The organism is Prosthecobacter sp. (genome assembly GCF_049294395.1).
Taxonomy (GTDB): domain Bacteria; phylum Verrucomicrobiota; class Verrucomicrobiia; order Verrucomicrobiales; family Verrucomicrobiaceae; genus Prosthecobacter.
The window spans coordinates 1-15,798 of record NZ_JBAQCR010000223.1; the positions used below are offsets into that span (position 1 = coordinate 1).

Sequence of the window (15,798 nt, forward strand, 5' to 3'; positions counted from 1 at the left end):
GGTTTCAGGTAATAAACGACCGTATTAATGCAGATTCAAGGAGGGCACCAGCCAACCATTGTTCAAACCATCCGGCAATCGGACATCCAACAGCCGGCTGCAAGCAATCCGCCTTGCCGCTTCTCCAAAACCCTGTTTCTTCCGCGCCTCATGTCGAAGGCCGTCAAAACAGAAGAAACCAAATTTTTCCAAACCGGAAGCGCCAAGGAACCTTTCACGTTCGCCAGTGGCGCTCAACTGCCTGAAATCACGGTCGCCTACGAAACCTACGGCAAGCTTAACGCTGCCAAATCAAACGCCATTCTCCTGTTTCACGCCCTCTCTGGCAGCCAACATGCGGCAGGCGTCACCACCGAAGTGCCAAACACGGATGAACGCTGGACGGAAGACATCCACAACGGCTGGTGGGATCTCTTCATCGGTCCCGACAAGGCGCTCGACACCAACCGCTACTTCATCATTTGCGCAAACTACCTGGGCGGCTGCTATGGCAGCAGCGGACCGGCCTCGATCAATCCTGCCACTGGCAAGCCCTACGGCAGCACCTTTCCCGAAGTACGCACAAGCGATGTCGTAAAGTCGCAGCTGGCCCTGCTCGACGGCCTCGGCATCAAAACACTCCACGCAGTCATTGGGGCCTCCGTGGGAGGCCTGCTGGCGATCAATCTGGCCACGCTGCACCCTGAGCGCGTGAAACTCGTTGTCCCCATCGCCAGCGGCTGCCGCACTACGGTGCTCACACGCCTCACGTTGTTCGAGCAGGTGCTCGCCATTGAAAACGACCCACACTTTCGTGGCGGAGATTTTTACGAAGGAAAAGCACCCGAGTACGGCCTCGCCCTGGCTCGCATGATCAGCCACAAAACCTTTGTCCACCTCGACGCCATTGAACGCCGTGCACGGCAGGATGTGAAGTCCGGCGGAGCATCGCTCTCGTGGTATCGCGTGCAGCACAACGTCGAGAGCTACATGCTGCATCAGGGAAAAAAATTCGTGAAACGCTTCGATGCCAACACCTATCTGCGCATCGCCGACATGTGGCTGCGCTACGATCCGCTCGGGGATGCAGGAGTGAAAACCTATGAGGCGCTGTTCGCCCGCAGCGCCGCGGCCGGGCAGCACTACCTCGTCTTCAGCATCGACAGCGACTTCTGCTTCTACCCCGAGGAACAGGCGGAACTCGTCAGCCACCTGGAAAAAGCCGAGGTTTCGAACATGCACATCACCGTGCACTCAGACAAAGGCCACGACTCCTTCCTTCTCGAACCCCAGCTCTACACTCCGCATCTTTCATTCACCCTCGATGGCCGCTGGAACAGAGGCTCCGTAGACCGACCGGTTGCGGAGGTCGAATAAATCCCATGTCCATGCAACTCACATTCCTCGGCACCGGCACCTCCGTCGGCATTCCGGTGATTGGCTGTGACTGCGCCGTGTGCCGCAGCACCGACCCCAAGGACAAGCGGCTGCGCAGTTCCGTTTACATCCACACGCCTGAGGCGGCATGGGTGGTGGATACCGGGCCGGACTTCCGCATGCAGTGCCTGCGTGAAAACATCCGCAGCCTGGATGCCGCGATCTTCACGCATCCGCACATGGACCACCTCACCGGCTTCGATGACCTGCGTCGCTTCACCACCGAGGCGGATCATTTCCTCCCGATCTACGGCACACCGGAGTGTCTGGCCGTGCTGGAGCGCATGTTCATCTACGCCTTCAATGGAGAGAACCGATACCGCGGCTATTTGAAGCCGTTTCCGAAACCGATTCACGGCCCCTTTCATCTGGGCGAAACCACCATCACTCCCCTGCCCGTGCAGCATGGCAAGGTGGACACGATCGGCTTTCTCTTCTCACGCGGCGGCAAAAAACTCTGCGCCTACATCCCAGACTGCAAAACGCTGCTGCCCCAGTCGCTCGAGTTGCTGAAAGGGGTCGATACGCTCATCATCGACGCCCTGCGCCACACGCCGCACCCCACGCACATGAGCTTTGAAGAAACCCTGGCCGTGCAGCGCGAACTCCAGCCGCGTCAGACCTGGTTCACCCACATCCAGTGTGAGATCATGCATTCCGTGGAAGATCCCAAGCTTCCATCCGGAGTGAACATCGCTTACGATGGACTTAAACTGGAGTGGACTTGAATGATGCTTGGGATTCCAATCCTGAATCAGAAAACACGCGGCCGAGCTGCGAGAGCCTTCATTCGTCATTTTTGCCTCCTCCTTCTGGCCTCCGCATTCTCAGTCCACGCCCAGCTCATCGCCGACTGGGATGCCGCGGCCGAAACCGCTGTCATTTTCAATCCAGATTTCCCCGGCTCTGCGGAACTGGCCGCCTACTACGCTGAGCAGCGCCACATCCCCAAGGAGCGAGTTATTGGACTGCGCTGCTCGCAGGAGGACTCCATCTCACGCGGCGAGTTCGAAGCCCAGCTGCGAGGCCCGTTGCTGCAGCTCTTTGAATCCAGGCACTGGTGGAACGCAGAACCGCCCACCCCCGGCAAGCCGCTCACCGGAGACGGCGTCACCACCACCCCGTCCAGCAAGGTGCGCGTGCTGGTGCTCATGCGCGGCGTTCCTTTTCAAATCCGCCGTGCAGCGCAAAAGCCCAAACAATCCGAGGAGGACGAGGCCAGCGTCGACTCTGAACTTGCTGTGCTCGGACTCAACAATCCGCCCGTCAAAGGCGGCCTGCGCAATCCCTACTTCGACCAGCAGGCGCGTTTTCCCCGTGCTCAAAACTCACTTGGACTCCTGATCGTCGGCCGGCTCGACGGACCTGATGCCCCCACCGTGAAACGCATGATCGATGACGCGATCTATGCCGAGCAAACTGGCCTGCTTGGCCGTGCCGTCATTGACCTCGCTCAGAAAACCGGTGCCTATCAGGAAGGAGAGGACTGGCTCAAGAACAGCGCCGAATCTTATCGCCGCGCTGGCATTCCCGTCTTCATCGACCGCTCCGCTGACGTGCTGCGGGATGGCTGGCCGCTGCCTGACACCATTTTCTACTTCGGCTGGTACACCGATCACATCGTCGGGGCGCTGGCTTCACCCGCCTTCCGTTTCAAACGGGGTGCCATCGCCTGCCATCTGCACTCTTTCAGCGCCAGCATCATCCGCTCACATGATAGGGCCTGGGCCGGCCCGCTGCTCTCGCACGGAGCCGCCGTCACCTTTGGCAATGTGTTTGAGCCCTACCTCGCGCTCACGCTGCACTTTGACATCTTCAACAAGCGCCTCCTCGAAGGCTTCACCGTCGGCGAGGCCGCATGGAATGCCACACCGGCGCTGTCTTGGATGAATGTCGTGCTGGGTGATCCCTTGTACCGCCCCTTTGGCAAAGGCATCGGAGCCAAGCTCGGCGAAGGATCCGACCGTGACTACGCACTCTATCAAGGCATGGCGCTGCGTCTGGCGGGAGAGCCTGATGGGCACATCAAAACCGCCCTCACGGAGTTCGCCGAGAAACGTCAAAGACCGCGCCTCCTCGAACTCACCGCCCTGCTCTCCGCCCTGCAGTCCAAGCTCCCCCAGGCCATCGACCTGCTCGAACACGCCGAATCCACCACCCAGGATGCCGCCGAGCTGCTGCGTTTGAGATTGTACCGTGCTGAAATGCTCCGCCGCAGTGAAAAAGCCGATGCCGCACGCAAGCTGCTGCGGGAGACACTCGATGACGCCCGTTTCAAAGATCAACCCGCCCGAACCGCCGCCGAGTCCCTGCTCAAGGACATGGGCGGATGAAAAACTGCTGCCAGATAGAATGCAGTGAAAGTGGCAGTCTGTGCTAAAACCCGGGACTCATCGCCCGTTTGAAGTTAGCCGCTCATTCACACCCATCCATGAAGATCACCACCACCGCTCTGTTCTTACTTTGCCTGACCCTCGGGGCCAGTGCTGAAATCCGCATCTGGAAAGACGCTTCAGGCGCCCACGAAATCAAAGCCGAACTCGTCAGTGTCGCCGGAGGCAAAGTCACCCTGAAGCGTGAAAATGGCACCCTGCTCACTCTGGCGGTCGCCTCTCTCAGCAAGGCAGATCAGGCTCTCCTCGGTGGAGGTGCCTCCAGCAGCGCTGGGGGCGCTCCAGGCGACTGGCCGCAGTGGCGCGGCCCGGGCCGTGACGATGTCTCAAAGGAAACAGGTCTGCTCAAAAAATGGCCTGCAGGTGGCCCAAAGCGGCTGTGGGTGAACGAGGAAGCCGGACTCGGCTATTCCGGTTTTGCCGTCGTCGGCGGCAAGCTGTACACCATGGGCTTGTACGATGCTGAGGAAAAGCTCATCTGCATCGACACCGCCACCGGCAAGAAGCTGTGGGAAACCGCCGTCGGCCCGATTCTCAAAAACGGCTGGGGAGATGGACCACGTGCCACCCCATCAGTCGCCAACGGCATGGTCTATGCCACAGGTGGCAATGGTGACATCATTTGTGCCGATGCTGCATCCGGCAAAAAAATCTGGGAAAAAAGCCTCCAAAAAGATCTCGGCGGCAAACTTCAGGGCTGGGGCTACACCGAATCTCCGCTGGTGGATGGTGATCTCGTCATTGTGACTCCAGGCGGCTCCAAAGGCGCTGTCGCCGCCTTGGATGCCAAGACCGGCAAAGTCGCATGGCAGACCACCGACGTGACAGAGAATGCCCAATATTCCTCTGTCATTCCCATCACCCAGGGCGGTGAACGCGAATACGTGCAGCTGCTCATGAACAGCATCCTCGGCATCTCCAAAACGGGCAAGGTGCTGTGGAAGACCGAATTCCCCGGCAAAACCGCCGTGATTCCAACCCCCATCTACAGCGACGGCCAGGTGTATGTGGCTGCTGGTTATGGCGTCGGTTGCAAGTCGGTCAAAATCGACGGCAGCAACGTCACCGAATTGTATTCCAACACCAACATGGTCAATCACCATGGCGGCGTGATTCTCATCGACGGCCTGCTCTACGGCCACTCAGACAAGGGCGGCTGGACCTGCCAGGATTTCAAAACCGGCGACATCGTCTGGCAGGACAAGGGCATCGGTAAAGGCGCCGTGACCAGCGCGGACGGCAAGCTCTACTGCCTCAGTGAAAACGACGGCGTGGTCGCCTTGGTCGAGGCATCCAAGAAGGGCTGGCAGGAAGTCAGCAACTTCAAACTCGAAGCCACCTCCTCACAGCGCAATCCCAAGGGCAAGATCTGGACGCATCCCGTCATCAGCAACGGCAAGCTTTACCTGCGTGACCAGGAGTTCATCTCCTGCTACGATGTGAAAGGCTGATGCACAGATTCATCAAATCTCTCGGAGGCAGGGACGCATGGCTCTGCCTCCTTTTTATGCTCACGCACTGCGGTCCGGCGCCCCGCAGCGAGTGGAAGCTGCTCTCTGAGGAGTTTGCACCTGCCTGGAAAGCCTCCGGCATGGCCGAAGAAGGCAAAGTTTTGATCCACGACGGCGAGATCACCTTGCGGCCCGGCCAGCCAATGACCGGCGTACGTTTTGATGCCTGGATGTCTGCCAACCTGCCGCTCACACGCTATGCCATCGAATACGAGGCCATGCGCGTGGAGGGGAACGACTTCTTCGGTACCGTGACCTTTCCGGTGAACGACTCGCATGTCTCGCTCGTCGTCGGCGGCTGGGGTGGCACGCTCGTCGGCATCTCCAGCATCGATGAAATGGACGCCAGCGAGAACGGCACCCACGGCAACGGCTACTTTGAAAACAACCGCTGGCACAAGGTGCGCATCGAGGTGCGCGATGACGAACTGCGGGCCTGGATCAATGACAAGCTCTTCGTCAATACCAGCACCAAAGGCCACAGGCTCGGCCTGCGTACCGGTGACATTGAAAAATGCGTCCCCTTCGGCTTCGCCAGCTATGCCACACAGTCGCGCATTCGTGGCGTGCTGATTCGGCGCCTCTAAACTATCCGACCTGAGGCTTGACCTTGCATAGCCACCCCATATCCTCCGCAATCATGGCAACCGAGCACTTTCAACGAGGTCAGGTCATTTTTCGTGAAAACGACAAATCGAAGGAGGCCTACTTCATCGTTAGTGGGCTGGTCGAGATCTCCATCAACACCGCTCACGGGGTCCAGTCACTCGCCCAGATCGGCCCGGGTGAAATCTTCGGTGAGATGGGCATGATCATGGACCGCCCGCGCTCCGCCACCGCCACCGCGCTGGAAAACACCACGCTTGAGACCATTGCTGAAGAAGAGTTTGAACAGCAGATCATCCAGCGCTCCGACCGCCTGCATGTGTACCTCGCCACGCTGTTTGAGCGCATCCGCAGGACCGATCTGCTGCTTACCACCACCACCACCACCAATGCCACCGTGCCTCTGGTGACCAAACCCAAGCCAGCCAAGGAGCCCGTTTTCCGCGTAAAAATCCGGTCGCATTACGATGAAACCGGTTTCGATCATCCTCCGGTGGAAAAAACGATCACCAAGCTCCCCTTCCGCATCGGTCGCACTTACTTTGACACCGCAGTGTCATCCCTTGCCCGCAACGATATCTCCATTGAAGAGCATCATCCGTATCAGCTCTCGCGCAATCATTGCGAGATCGATTTCGAGCATGGTCATTTCGTCCTGCGTGATCGCGGCAGCAAGCTCGGCTCCTGGGTGAATGGCGAGCACGTCAGCGTTGATGCGGGCTGCATCACCAGTCTGCTGAAAACCGGCGAAAACAAAATCATCTTCGGCAACGCCGACAGCCCGCACCGCTACACGATCACGATTGAGGAGCTGCCGTAAGCACGCGCTTCACTTCGTCTGCACGATAGCCAAATCCCGGGCCGCTGAGGGTGCTCAGGTCCACGATGCCATTGCGCCGCTGGAACAGGCCGGGGTGAATCTCCTGCTCCGGCAGTGACGCGTCGGGATAGAACTGCATCGCATTGCACTCCACGCCCTGAATCGTTCCTGCATGGGCGGCCAGCCGCACGTGCGGAATCATCGCCAGCATCGGATTCGTCAGATCCTGCACCATGAGCGGCATGCCATGCGCCTTGGCCCAGCACAGGCTCAGCAAGGCACCGGTCTGCGTTTTGCAGGTTTTCAAGGCCACACCAGACCAGCCGAGGCGGCGCCCCAGGCGCACGAACTCCCAGTCATGCGCGCTTTCGTCGAGGAACAACGGCTTGCGCGCCGAGACGCTGCGCACGTCGATCTGATGCGCCTCAAGGTCATACGGGAACGGCTGCTCCACATACAAGGTGCGGGCAAAAATTTCCGGTTCATCACGCAGCAACCGGTCAAGGATGTCATTCACATACCCAGGCTCCTTGACGGTGCAGTTGAAGTCAGCGCTGAGCCACTGGACGCCACCGGCGAAACCGATGCGTCCAATGCGCTGCATGCGCTCAAAATCCCATGCTGCATCCGTGCCGCGCAGCTTGATCTTGAGGCATTTCAAACCGTCGCGTTTGATCCAGTCTGCCAGCAGCAGCGGATGCTCGTCTTTCGGCTCCGTCCCGTTCAAGTCCGCTGCCTCCAGCGCATCCACACCGCCCACGAGATGCCACACCGGCAGTTGCTTCGGCGCATCCATCACAAGGTAGTCCTGCGGATAGCGTCCCTTGAAATCAATGCCGCTGCCTTCTTCCGGTGTGATGAACGCAGACAAATCCCGGCTCATGAACTCCGCGTTGTAGGTGGAGTAGATGTCACGGTTATGCAGCACGCCATACGCATCATGCACGGCGATGTCGAAGGCGCTGAACGCCACGAGCGAGCCTAGGTAGGGCATCTCATCCCCGCCTGCAGCAGCGTTGGCTTCCTTCAGGGTGGCCGCCAGCGGGCCGTGCATGAAGTCCTGGCCGATTTCCATCGGATGGCCGGTGAAGCCGCTCTCCACGAGTCGCTTGGCCAGCAGTGTGGAAAAATCCTGCATACGCTGCGCACGCACCGCCACGCTCAGGCTGCTGGGCCAGACCCATGACACGCTGAGCGGCGTTTCGCCCCAGCCCTGCGCCGTTTTGCCACTGCGGTCCGCCACCGTCACGCGCACCCGCAGGCAGACGGCGCTGGTCACTGTTTCCGGGCCAAACTTCAGCGGCACACGCATCGTGACAGGCAGAAAGAAAACTTCGGCGGCGGTGACTCGGACGTCAGTGGGTTTGGTGGTGGGCATGAGTTCAAAATGAAGCGCCTCAGCAAGCTCGCAAAGAAAACATTGCCGTGGCGATCTGCTTCCGCTTCATTCCTCTCCATGCGCATTTGGGATCTGCACTGCCACATGTCCGGTGTCCCCGGCCTCACCCCGGAGGAACGCCTCAAGGCGCTGCTCGTTTATGCCGACCGCATGGGCATCGAGCGGCTGTGCGTTTACATGGGCTTGAAATGGTCGCAGGATCCCTCCCCGGCCGATCTGGTGCAGCAGAACAATGAAGTGCTGCGCGCCATCGCAAAATTCCCTGATCGGGCCTTTGGATTTGTCTATCTCAGCGCCAAGCATCCTGAAGAAAGCCTCGCGGAGCTGGAACGCTGCGTGGCCAACGGCCCGATGGTGGGCGTGAAGCTTTGGGTGGCTGAAAGATGCCACGTGGCCGCCATCGATTCGATCATCCGCCGCGCCGCTGAACTGAAAGCCGTCATTTTCCAGCACACCTGGTTCAAAACCACCTCCAACTACCCCGGTGAATCGACCCCGGACGATCTCGTCGCGCTGGCAAAACGCTTTCCTGATGTCCCCATCATCTGCGGCCACACGGGCGGCACTTGGGAGCTGGGCATTCGTGCCATTCGCGCCCAAACCAATCTCTATGCCGATCTCGCCGGCTCAGATCCCACGGCAGGCTTCACGGAGATGGCGGTGCGTGAGCTCGGCGCCGAGCGCGTCATTTACGGCAGCGACTGCGGCGGGCGCAGCTTCGCCAGCCAGCTTGCAAAAGTTCACGGCGCGCAGCTCAGCGATGCCGACAAACAAAAAATCTTCTGCGACAATCTGCGCGGCCTCATGCTGCCCATCCTGCGGGCCAAAGGCATCAAAGCGTGAGCTCAGTCCTTCTTTTTGCCGAATCCAAAGAGACGCCTCAGGAACCCACCGCCTGATTTGGTCTCGGCAGCCTCAGTGTTCGGGGCGTTCGGTCCGGCCAGCCTGCGGACACCTGAGTCCGATTTTTCTTCAGCAGATTTCTTGGCCGCCACAGGCGCAGGTCGGCCTGCCGGGGTCGGCAACGATGCCGCCCACCAGGCAGGCGCCAGCGCGGCCACCGTCTGCCATGCCTCCAGTCCCGCATGCCAGATCAGAGAATCCGAAGACAGCTTTTTGGCACGGACCAGCTCGGTCATCGCCTGGTCATCCATCGGACCCTCGGCTGCGCCTGCGTTGTTGTAGTACCAGTTCATCTTGATGTGTCAGTAGGCTACCTTCACATCAAAACAGCGCAAGGCAGGAGGAAATGCTTTTCACAGCCCCCGAATCGTTCAAACTACCGGCATGAATCGCCGGAATTTCATGCTGACCTCCAGCGCCATGCTTGCAGCCACATCCCTGCGCGCGGTGGATGAGACGAAAAAACTAACCGACTGCCACGTCTATCTGGGCTCCCATCCGTTTCGGCAGCTTGGTGCTGAAAATGCCAAAGAATTCATTCAACGTCTGAACCTGCGCGGCGTGACGGAGGCCTGGACCGGTGCCTTTGAAGGCCTGCTGCGGCGTGATGTGGCCAATGTGAACCGTGAGCTCGCCAAAGCCTGCCAAAACTCCATTCTCCGCCCCTGCGGCACCATCAATCTCTCCCTCCCAGACTGGCAGGATGACGTAAAACGCTGCGCTGAAGATCACGACATGCGCGTGATTCGCCTGCATCCGAACTATCACGGCTACGACTTGCAAGCCCCGGCCTTTCGCCAGCTGCTCCCCCTCGCTGCAAAGCACCGTCTGCTGGTGCAATTGGTGATCCAGATGGAGAATGAACGCACTCAGAACCCGCAGGTGCGTGTGGCACCGGTCGATCTCAAGCCGCTCTCAGGCATCCTGCAGGAAATCAAGGAATCGCGTATCATGCTGCTCAATGCCAACGCCACCATGCTGCTTCACGATTTGCAGGAATGCCCGAACGTGTGGATCGATTTCGCGATGATCGAAGGCGTGGGCGGCGTGGAAAACCTGCTCAAAACCTGGCCTCTGGAGCGGCTCGTGTTCGGCTCATTCGCCCCAGTGTTCTACTGGGAGTCCGCCCGCCTGAAAATGCAGGAGTCTGCGCTTGATCCAGCGCAAACACAGGCAGTTCAAGAGCGCAATGCAGCCGCCTTGCTGAGCTGAGCAGCAGATCGTTCACCGGCTAACAGCAGCCTGCCAAGGTCAACCGCCAGAGCGGCGATAACCAGATTGAACACAATTCGTAACGCCTGCAGAACCTGCTCCGACACGCCGAGATCATCCACTCCACTGGGCACATAGCAAAGATAGAGAACCCAAGTGATGAGACGAGATCGCTGGAACCATGACAGCGAAGGGTGGGCGGGAGAGCAGGCGATCCACAGCACTGGCAGGCCATACATGTGGGAAAAAATTCGCGAGCTGACAGCCAGGAGGGACAGCAGGAGCAACACCGCCGTCCATCGAATCAAGTTGTGGCGGTCGGTTTTTTTTCTGCGCAGCCAAATCCACAGGGGCCCGCCCAGCATCAACAACAAAAGCATGGCTCCACAGAGCTGAGCCGGAACAGCAAGATTTGGAAACATCTCGTTCCATGAGCGAAACGGCATCCAGACCGTCAGCAGGCTGTTGCTGTTAAAGACCCTCGTGTTGCCGCTGAGGACATCCGCGAAAATCGTGATCGGATTCGCGTTGATGATGCGGCATAGCACCAAATGCACTCCAGCGTGAATGACCCCTCCGACCAGCAGGCAGAGCCAGCGCCATTGCATGATGAAGAAAAACAGCACCAAGGGCCAGATCAGCGCATATTTAAACACCCCAAAGGCGAGCAGCACTCCGGCCAGCAGGGGCCGCCGGGCGCAGTCGGCACGAAATGCAGCCAGGGTGAGCGCCACTGAGAAAATGGACGCCTGTCCCATGGCTAGACAGCTCCAGAATGGAATGCCGCAGATCCAGAGACAGGTCATCAGCATCTGATCCCCATTGCATGGGCCGCCCGCTGCCATCATCCAGCGCATGGTGCAAACAAGCAGCACCAATGCCCCCAGGTTGATGAGGAGCCACAATGTTTTGACTGCATTGAAAGGCAGCCTGGCCATCAGCAGAACTGGCAGCAGGGTCGATGGAAAGTAATCTGCGCCTACAAGCTGGCCCGCGCCAAGCAAGGTCGCGGTGCGCTGATTGAGGTCTTTGAGGGGGTCGAGTTGATAAATATTCTCCCCCATCAGGAGCATGCGCACCTCATTGTGACGCAGCAGAAGATCCTGTGAACCGGACAACGCGTTTCGCACATTTCCATCAAAGCCCCGGGGTTCACTCAGAGCAAAGAACGCTCCCACACCCAAAAAAGCGGCGGCAAACAACACGGCGCCCACTCGAATGATCCGCATCAGCCAGGGTTGGAACAAAGAACGCTTCATGGTGAATTGGCGGAGGTGCGCCTGCGCATCAGGCTCAAATAGGCCCATGCCGAAAGCAAAGTCACATAAACAGAGTCCAGCAGATGTTCAAAATGGTGCGCTGCAGCAAGCTGCCACAGACCTGTCTGCCGCTGCGCCAGGGAGCCGATGTTCACCTCTCTCAGCCGCCAGACAATCCAAAGCGGGATCAGCGTGGCCAGGACAATCCAGGCCACCCCCTGCCAGATCATCCTCCAATTGACCACTGGCAGCCAGGATGAAGCAGCAAGCCGCAGATCAAGCAACAACAAGCAGGCCAGCGCCGGACAGAGCGTCAATAACCGGTGAGTTTCGATTTCGCGTGCCTGATGCGCGAGGTAGAGCGGATCTGTCAGCGCTCTGAGCGGCGATCCAAATCCCAGGGTGATCACGACAAAAGCCACCCCCAGGACCGACAGCCAGCCGAGCGCTCTTCGATTCAAACCACCCGCATTTGTCAGCCCTCGGCTCACCAGCAGCATGCCCATGCAAAACAGGAAGCTGTCCACGATGTGCAGGAGATGGTAGCGCCAGTGGGAACCAAAATCGGCCAGTTCATCCCGTGTGCGATACTGGGCGAGTTCGGTCCAGGCTTCGTTCCGGTCATATTGCACCCAGGTGATGGTGATCGCAGTTGCTGCCATCAGGAGAGCGGCCAGACCAGCATGGCGGCATGCTTTTCCCGACTGTGCGGAGCTGCCCTGCTCCAGCGGCGAATGCAGCCCCGCCAGCATCCCCAGCGCCATGGCGATCAAGGTGTTCACTGGCAGTTCGCGCACGAAATGCCTGAAATAGAAAATCGTTTCCGTGAGCGTGTAACGACCATTCTCATGCACCACGACTGGAAATACATTCCAAACCCCATGATGCAGTGCCAGCAGTACATACGACCCCAGCAAAACGGCAGCAGGACACCCCAGCAGAATCATCCAGATCCAGTGAGCCTGCCGGGTCGTCCGAGTTTCAAGAGCGCTGGCCTTCATGTCTGCTGTTGCGCCTGTACCAATGCAGCCACCACATCATGCCCGGCACGCAGCATGTCATGCGTGTGAGTGTAGCGGAATTCTCCGTTGCGGCCCAGAATGGTGAGATTTTCAAACCGGGAAAGCGCATCCATAATCCGTTGCACCCGCTCCCGGATGCCTTCTTCGAGAACCGGGTAGGCTGCGGGAAGACGTTTCACACAGCCCCCCAGCACTTCATCCTCGTGAAACCAGCCGCAGACTTTGAGCTTGTCCGCCACAAGACGGACCAGTTCGGCGTCATCCTGCCGCCACACCTCATCGGCAGCATTACACGGAATTTCGACCGCCAGCATGGTCTGACCAGCAGGCGCCATGGCAGCACTGCGGTTCCGGGGTTCATAGACGCGCGTCATGGGGAAATCCGGATCGGAGAAATACACTGATCCCACCTTCGTGACGGAAGGCTTGTTCAAATACAAGGCCACCAGTACGACATTGCGAAATTTGAGTCCCGCGACGTCATCTCGGATTGAGGCTGGCAGCCCAGAAGCAAGCAGACGGGCCATCAGCGGCAGCGGCAGGGTGCTGATGATTCGCTCCACCGGGACGGTTTCTTCGCCGTTGATTTGCAGCGAGAGAATGCGCCTTCCATCATGCTGCATGCCGGTGACGCGCGCGTTGGCCCGCAGGCGCTCCCGCCCGCAGGAGGCGGCCAGTCCTTCCGTGATCATGCCAAAGCCGTGACGAGGATAATAAAAATGGCCGTCGAGGTGCGCAGATTTGGCGCTCCTGCCACGAAACGCCTCCAGCAGAAATGTGCGCAAATCCAAGCCCTGCAAACGCTTGCCGGAAACGGAAGGACAAAGCCGCGAACAGGGCAACCCCCACAGCTTGGCAGAGTAACGCAACAAAAAACGATCCGCGATGTCACGGCCATAAGCCCGGATCGCCTGCATCTCAAATGACTGCGATGCGCTGCGTCGCGACATCCTCGCAGAAATAAAAGCACCCAATGCCCGCACGCTGGCAGGCACGCCCAGCGCACGAATCAGATTCAACGGCGACAGCGGAAAATCGACAAAATTCCCATCGTGATAAATCTGGCTCGGAATGTTGCATTCAAGCAAATCATCTCCGAGCAGAGCTTTGACTTCCTGCGTCATGGCCTTGTCCCGGTCATGCAGCCGGTGCGCCCCTGAATCAAAACGAAATCCGTTTTCAACAAAGGTCGTCGCATTGCCGCCAAAACGGGATGAAGCCTCCATGAGTTGAAATTCGAGTCCTGCTTTGCGCGCAAAGTGCCCCAAGGCAAGCCCCGCCGGACCGCCACCAAGGATCATCAGTCTGGGGTGCTGGCCGGAAACGCTGTTGGCTATGTGATGTTCAGAGCCAGAGATTGATTCGGCCATTTTTCAGGTATGACGCCCCCCCGCGCAAGTTCAAGAAAAGACTCCTCCCCTGTCGAGAATAACGGCTGGCCCCACTTGCCCTCCCTCAGCCGGTCATTTTTTGTCAAAGCCAAACCTTGCGCTCCAGCCCTCTGCATCCATCAATCCTATCTACCGTATCCCCATCCCCCGACCATGATCAAACTCACCGGCATCGCAGACGAAGCAGGCGCATCTTTGGATGTGCAAATCCAGGCCCACCAGGAACTCGGCTGGGACAGCATCGAGTCACGCATCGTCGAATTCGACGGAGTGAAGGGCAACCTGCATGAGATTCCCGAAGCCACCTTCGACAAGGTCGTGGCACGCCTGGCTGAGAAAAACATGAAGGTCAGCGGCTTCGGCTCCCTCATCGGCAACTGGGCCAAAAAAATCACCGACGACTTCAGCATCACCGAGGCAGAGATCGGCCGTGCCATCCCGCGCATGCAGCGCCTCGGTGCCAAGCTGATCCGCGTCATGAGCTACGCCGTCTGCAAGGACGAGGCCGGCAAGGATCTGGAGGAGCAGTTTGCCCCCGAGCGTATCAAGCGCATGAACGAAGTGAACAAACGCTTCGCCGACGCCGGCCTCACCGTGGTGCATGAGAACTGCATGAACTGGGGCGGCATGAGCCCCACCTACGTGAAGCGCATGGCCGAAGCCGTTCCCGGCATGAAGTGGGTCTTTGACACCGGCAACCCCGTTTTCATCGACGACCGTGACAAGCCCGGCCACAAGCAGGACGCCTGGGAGATGTACCAGGCCGTGAAGCCCTTCATGGCCCATGTGCACGTCAAAGATGGCATCTGGGACAAAACGAAGAACGATGCCATCTACACCTTTCCCGGCGAAGGCGAAGGCCAGACCGAACGCATCATGAAAGACTTGGTAGATACCGGCTACACTGGCTACATCAGCATCGAACCGCACGTGGCCGTCGTCTTCCACGGCGCAGGTGCTGCGGATGAACTCTCCCCTGAGCAGAAGGCCAAGGAGCAGTACGACAGCTACATCAAATACGGACGCATGCTGGAAGCGATGCTGAAGAAGGTGGGCGCCAAGCTGAGCTGAGTCAGGGCTTCACACTCGAAATTCGTCAAAGGGGCAGGAGGCGCTCAATGAGCTGCTCCTGCCCTTTTGGCTGTTCAGCCCTTAAACCTCAAACACGCCGGTCCCGCCTGCGAGAAACATCTCCCAGTCCCGCACACGGTGGTGGTTCTTGATGAGATGCGTCACGGGAATCTCGCGTGGCACTACGGGACGCCGCAGGAGTTTCAGACCCGCCTCCTCGGGCAGTTTGTTCCCCTTGCGGCTGTTCACCCGGCGGTCGGCCAGCACACAGTTTTCCCAGTTGCTCGCGCCACCACGGGAGACAGGAACGATGTGATCAATGTTGCCCTCATGCGGACGCAGCTTGCGGCCCGTGTACTGGCACATGCCGCCATCGCGCTCCCAGATCGCCTTGGCACAAAATTTGGGGCGGCGCTTGGGCACCTTGTCAAAGCGGGCCAGCACCAGAACGGACGGCACACGCACGCGACCATGTACGGTGCCTATGCTGTTGTCGCCTTCGCGTACCTCCAGCTTCAGCCAGTCATCCCATGTCACAGGTCGCATGTCACCCGCGGCTTGGATATCCAGCGCGGTCGCATTGCCCGCCGCCATCATGCTGAAGGACTCAATGGGCGTTTTCGAGTCGATGGCCTGCCAGTGCCGATTCAGCACCAGTACGGTCGTTTTGGTCAACGTTTCATTCATGCACAGCTCCTAAGTTGGAATTTCGGCACGAAGGAACTCACACTCGCGGTGATCGCTCCTTGATGTTGGACCCCTATGCTGGCGAGTCTTGGCCGTTTGCCAAGTGCC

The 15,798-nt window shown here is 59.0% G+C and carries 15 protein-coding genes; 9 read left to right on the forward strand and 6 right to left on the reverse strand.

Annotated elements, in window-relative coordinates; translation table 11 throughout:
- The first annotated feature begins 150 nt into the window (after positions 1-150).
- The 6 genes from metX to WAW39_RS15445 all read left to right on the forward strand — a co-directional run bounded on the left by metX (position 151) and on the right by WAW39_RS15445 (position 6,746).
- The gene (gene metX, locus WAW39_RS15420) at positions 151-1,356 is read left to right on the forward strand and encodes a homoserine O-acetyltransferase MetX (protein ID WP_422320092.1); all 1,206 of its coding nucleotides are present in this window, start codon (positions 151-153) and stop codon (positions 1,354-1,356) included.
- An 11-nt stretch (positions 1,357-1,367) separates the two neighbouring features.
- Complete coding sequence (locus WAW39_RS15425) at positions 1,368-2,144, forward strand: MBL fold metallo-hydrolase (protein ID WP_422320093.1); 777 nt, start codon at positions 1,368-1,370, stop codon at positions 2,142-2,144.
- Positions 2,145-3,749, forward strand: coding sequence for a TIGR03790 family protein (locus WAW39_RS15430; RefSeq protein WP_422320094.1), 1,605 nt, complete (start codon positions 2,145-2,147; stop codon positions 3,747-3,749).
- Between the two features lie 98 nt (positions 3,750-3,847).
- A complete protein-coding gene (locus WAW39_RS15435) occupies positions 3,848-5,260 on the forward strand; it encodes a PQQ-binding-like beta-propeller repeat protein (protein ID WP_422320095.1) in 1,413 nt (470 codons plus the stop codon).
- A gap of 56 nt (positions 5,261-5,316) precedes the next feature.
- Positions 5,317-5,907, forward strand: coding sequence for a family 16 glycoside hydrolase (locus tag WAW39_RS15440; RefSeq protein ID WP_422320096.1), 591 nt, complete (start codon positions 5,317-5,319; stop codon positions 5,905-5,907).
- A 53-nt stretch (positions 5,908-5,960) separates the two neighbouring features.
- The gene (locus WAW39_RS15445; RefSeq protein ID WP_422320097.1) at positions 5,961-6,746 is read left to right on the forward strand and encodes a cyclic nucleotide-binding domain-containing protein; all 786 of its coding nucleotides are present in this window, start codon (positions 5,961-5,963) and stop codon (positions 6,744-6,746) included.
- Here the strand turns inward: WAW39_RS15445 and WAW39_RS15450 are convergent.
- Positions 6,724-8,124 (reverse strand): enolase C-terminal domain-like protein, encoded by a 1,401-nt coding sequence (locus tag WAW39_RS15450; protein ID WP_422320098.1) that lies wholly within the window; start codon positions 8,122-8,124, stop codon positions 6,724-6,726. The genes WAW39_RS15445 and WAW39_RS15450 overlap by 23 nt on opposite strands.
- Before the next feature lie 78 nt (positions 8,125-8,202).
- On the opposite strand from WAW39_RS15450, the gene WAW39_RS15455 reads away from it, so the two are divergent.
- Positions 8,203-8,988: an amidohydrolase family protein gene (locus WAW39_RS15455; protein WP_422320099.1), complete on the forward strand. Its 786-nt coding sequence runs from the start codon at positions 8,203-8,205 to the stop codon at positions 8,986-8,988.
- A gap of 2 nt (positions 8,989-8,990) precedes the next feature.
- Here the strand turns inward: WAW39_RS15455 and WAW39_RS15460 are convergent, their stop codons facing one another.
- Positions 8,991-9,341 (reverse strand): DUF4339 domain-containing protein, encoded by a 351-nt coding sequence (locus WAW39_RS15460; protein ID WP_422320100.1) that lies wholly within the window; start codon positions 9,339-9,341, stop codon positions 8,991-8,993.
- A gap of 91 nt (positions 9,342-9,432) precedes the next feature.
- On the opposite strand from WAW39_RS15460, the gene WAW39_RS15465 reads away from it, so the two are divergent.
- On the forward strand, positions 9,433-10,260 hold the full coding sequence (locus WAW39_RS15465; protein WP_422320101.1) for an amidohydrolase family protein: 828 nt from the start codon (positions 9,433-9,435) through the stop codon (positions 10,258-10,260).
- Here the strand turns inward: WAW39_RS15465 and WAW39_RS15470 are convergent.
- Genes WAW39_RS15470 through WAW39_RS15480 form a run of 3 tightly spaced genes read right to left on the reverse strand, consistent with a single transcriptional unit; the run spans position 10,227 to position 13,911 of the window.
- On the reverse strand, positions 10,227-11,465 hold the full coding sequence (locus WAW39_RS15470) for a glycosyltransferase family 87 protein (protein ID WP_422320102.1): 1,239 nt from the start codon (positions 11,463-11,465) through the stop codon (positions 10,227-10,229). The genes WAW39_RS15465 and WAW39_RS15470 overlap by 34 nt on opposite strands.
- Before the next feature lie 50 nt (positions 11,466-11,515).
- Positions 11,516-12,520 carry a hypothetical protein gene (locus WAW39_RS15475; RefSeq protein WP_422320103.1) on the reverse strand — a complete coding sequence of 335 codons (1,005 nt, stop codon included), beginning with the start codon at positions 12,518-12,520 and terminating at the stop codon, positions 11,516-11,518.
- Positions 12,517-13,911, reverse strand: a complete 1,395-nt coding sequence (locus WAW39_RS15480; protein WP_422320104.1) for an FAD-dependent oxidoreductase — start codon at positions 13,909-13,911, stop codon at positions 12,517-12,519. Before WAW39_RS15480 ends, WAW39_RS15475 begins: the two co-directional genes overlap by 4 nt.
- Before the next feature lie 174 nt (positions 13,912-14,085).
- On the opposite strand from WAW39_RS15480, the gene WAW39_RS15485 reads away from it, so the two are divergent.
- A complete protein-coding gene (locus WAW39_RS15485; RefSeq protein WP_422320105.1) occupies positions 14,086-15,003 on the forward strand; it encodes a sugar phosphate isomerase/epimerase family protein in 918 nt (305 codons plus the stop codon).
- An 81-nt stretch (positions 15,004-15,084) separates the two neighbouring features.
- Here WAW39_RS15485 and WAW39_RS15490 read toward each other — a convergent pair whose 3' ends face one another.
- A complete protein-coding gene (locus tag WAW39_RS15490; RefSeq protein WP_422320106.1) occupies positions 15,085-15,690 on the reverse strand; it encodes an HNH endonuclease in 606 nt (201 codons plus the stop codon).
- Between the last annotated feature and the right edge of the window lie 108 nt (positions 15,691-15,798).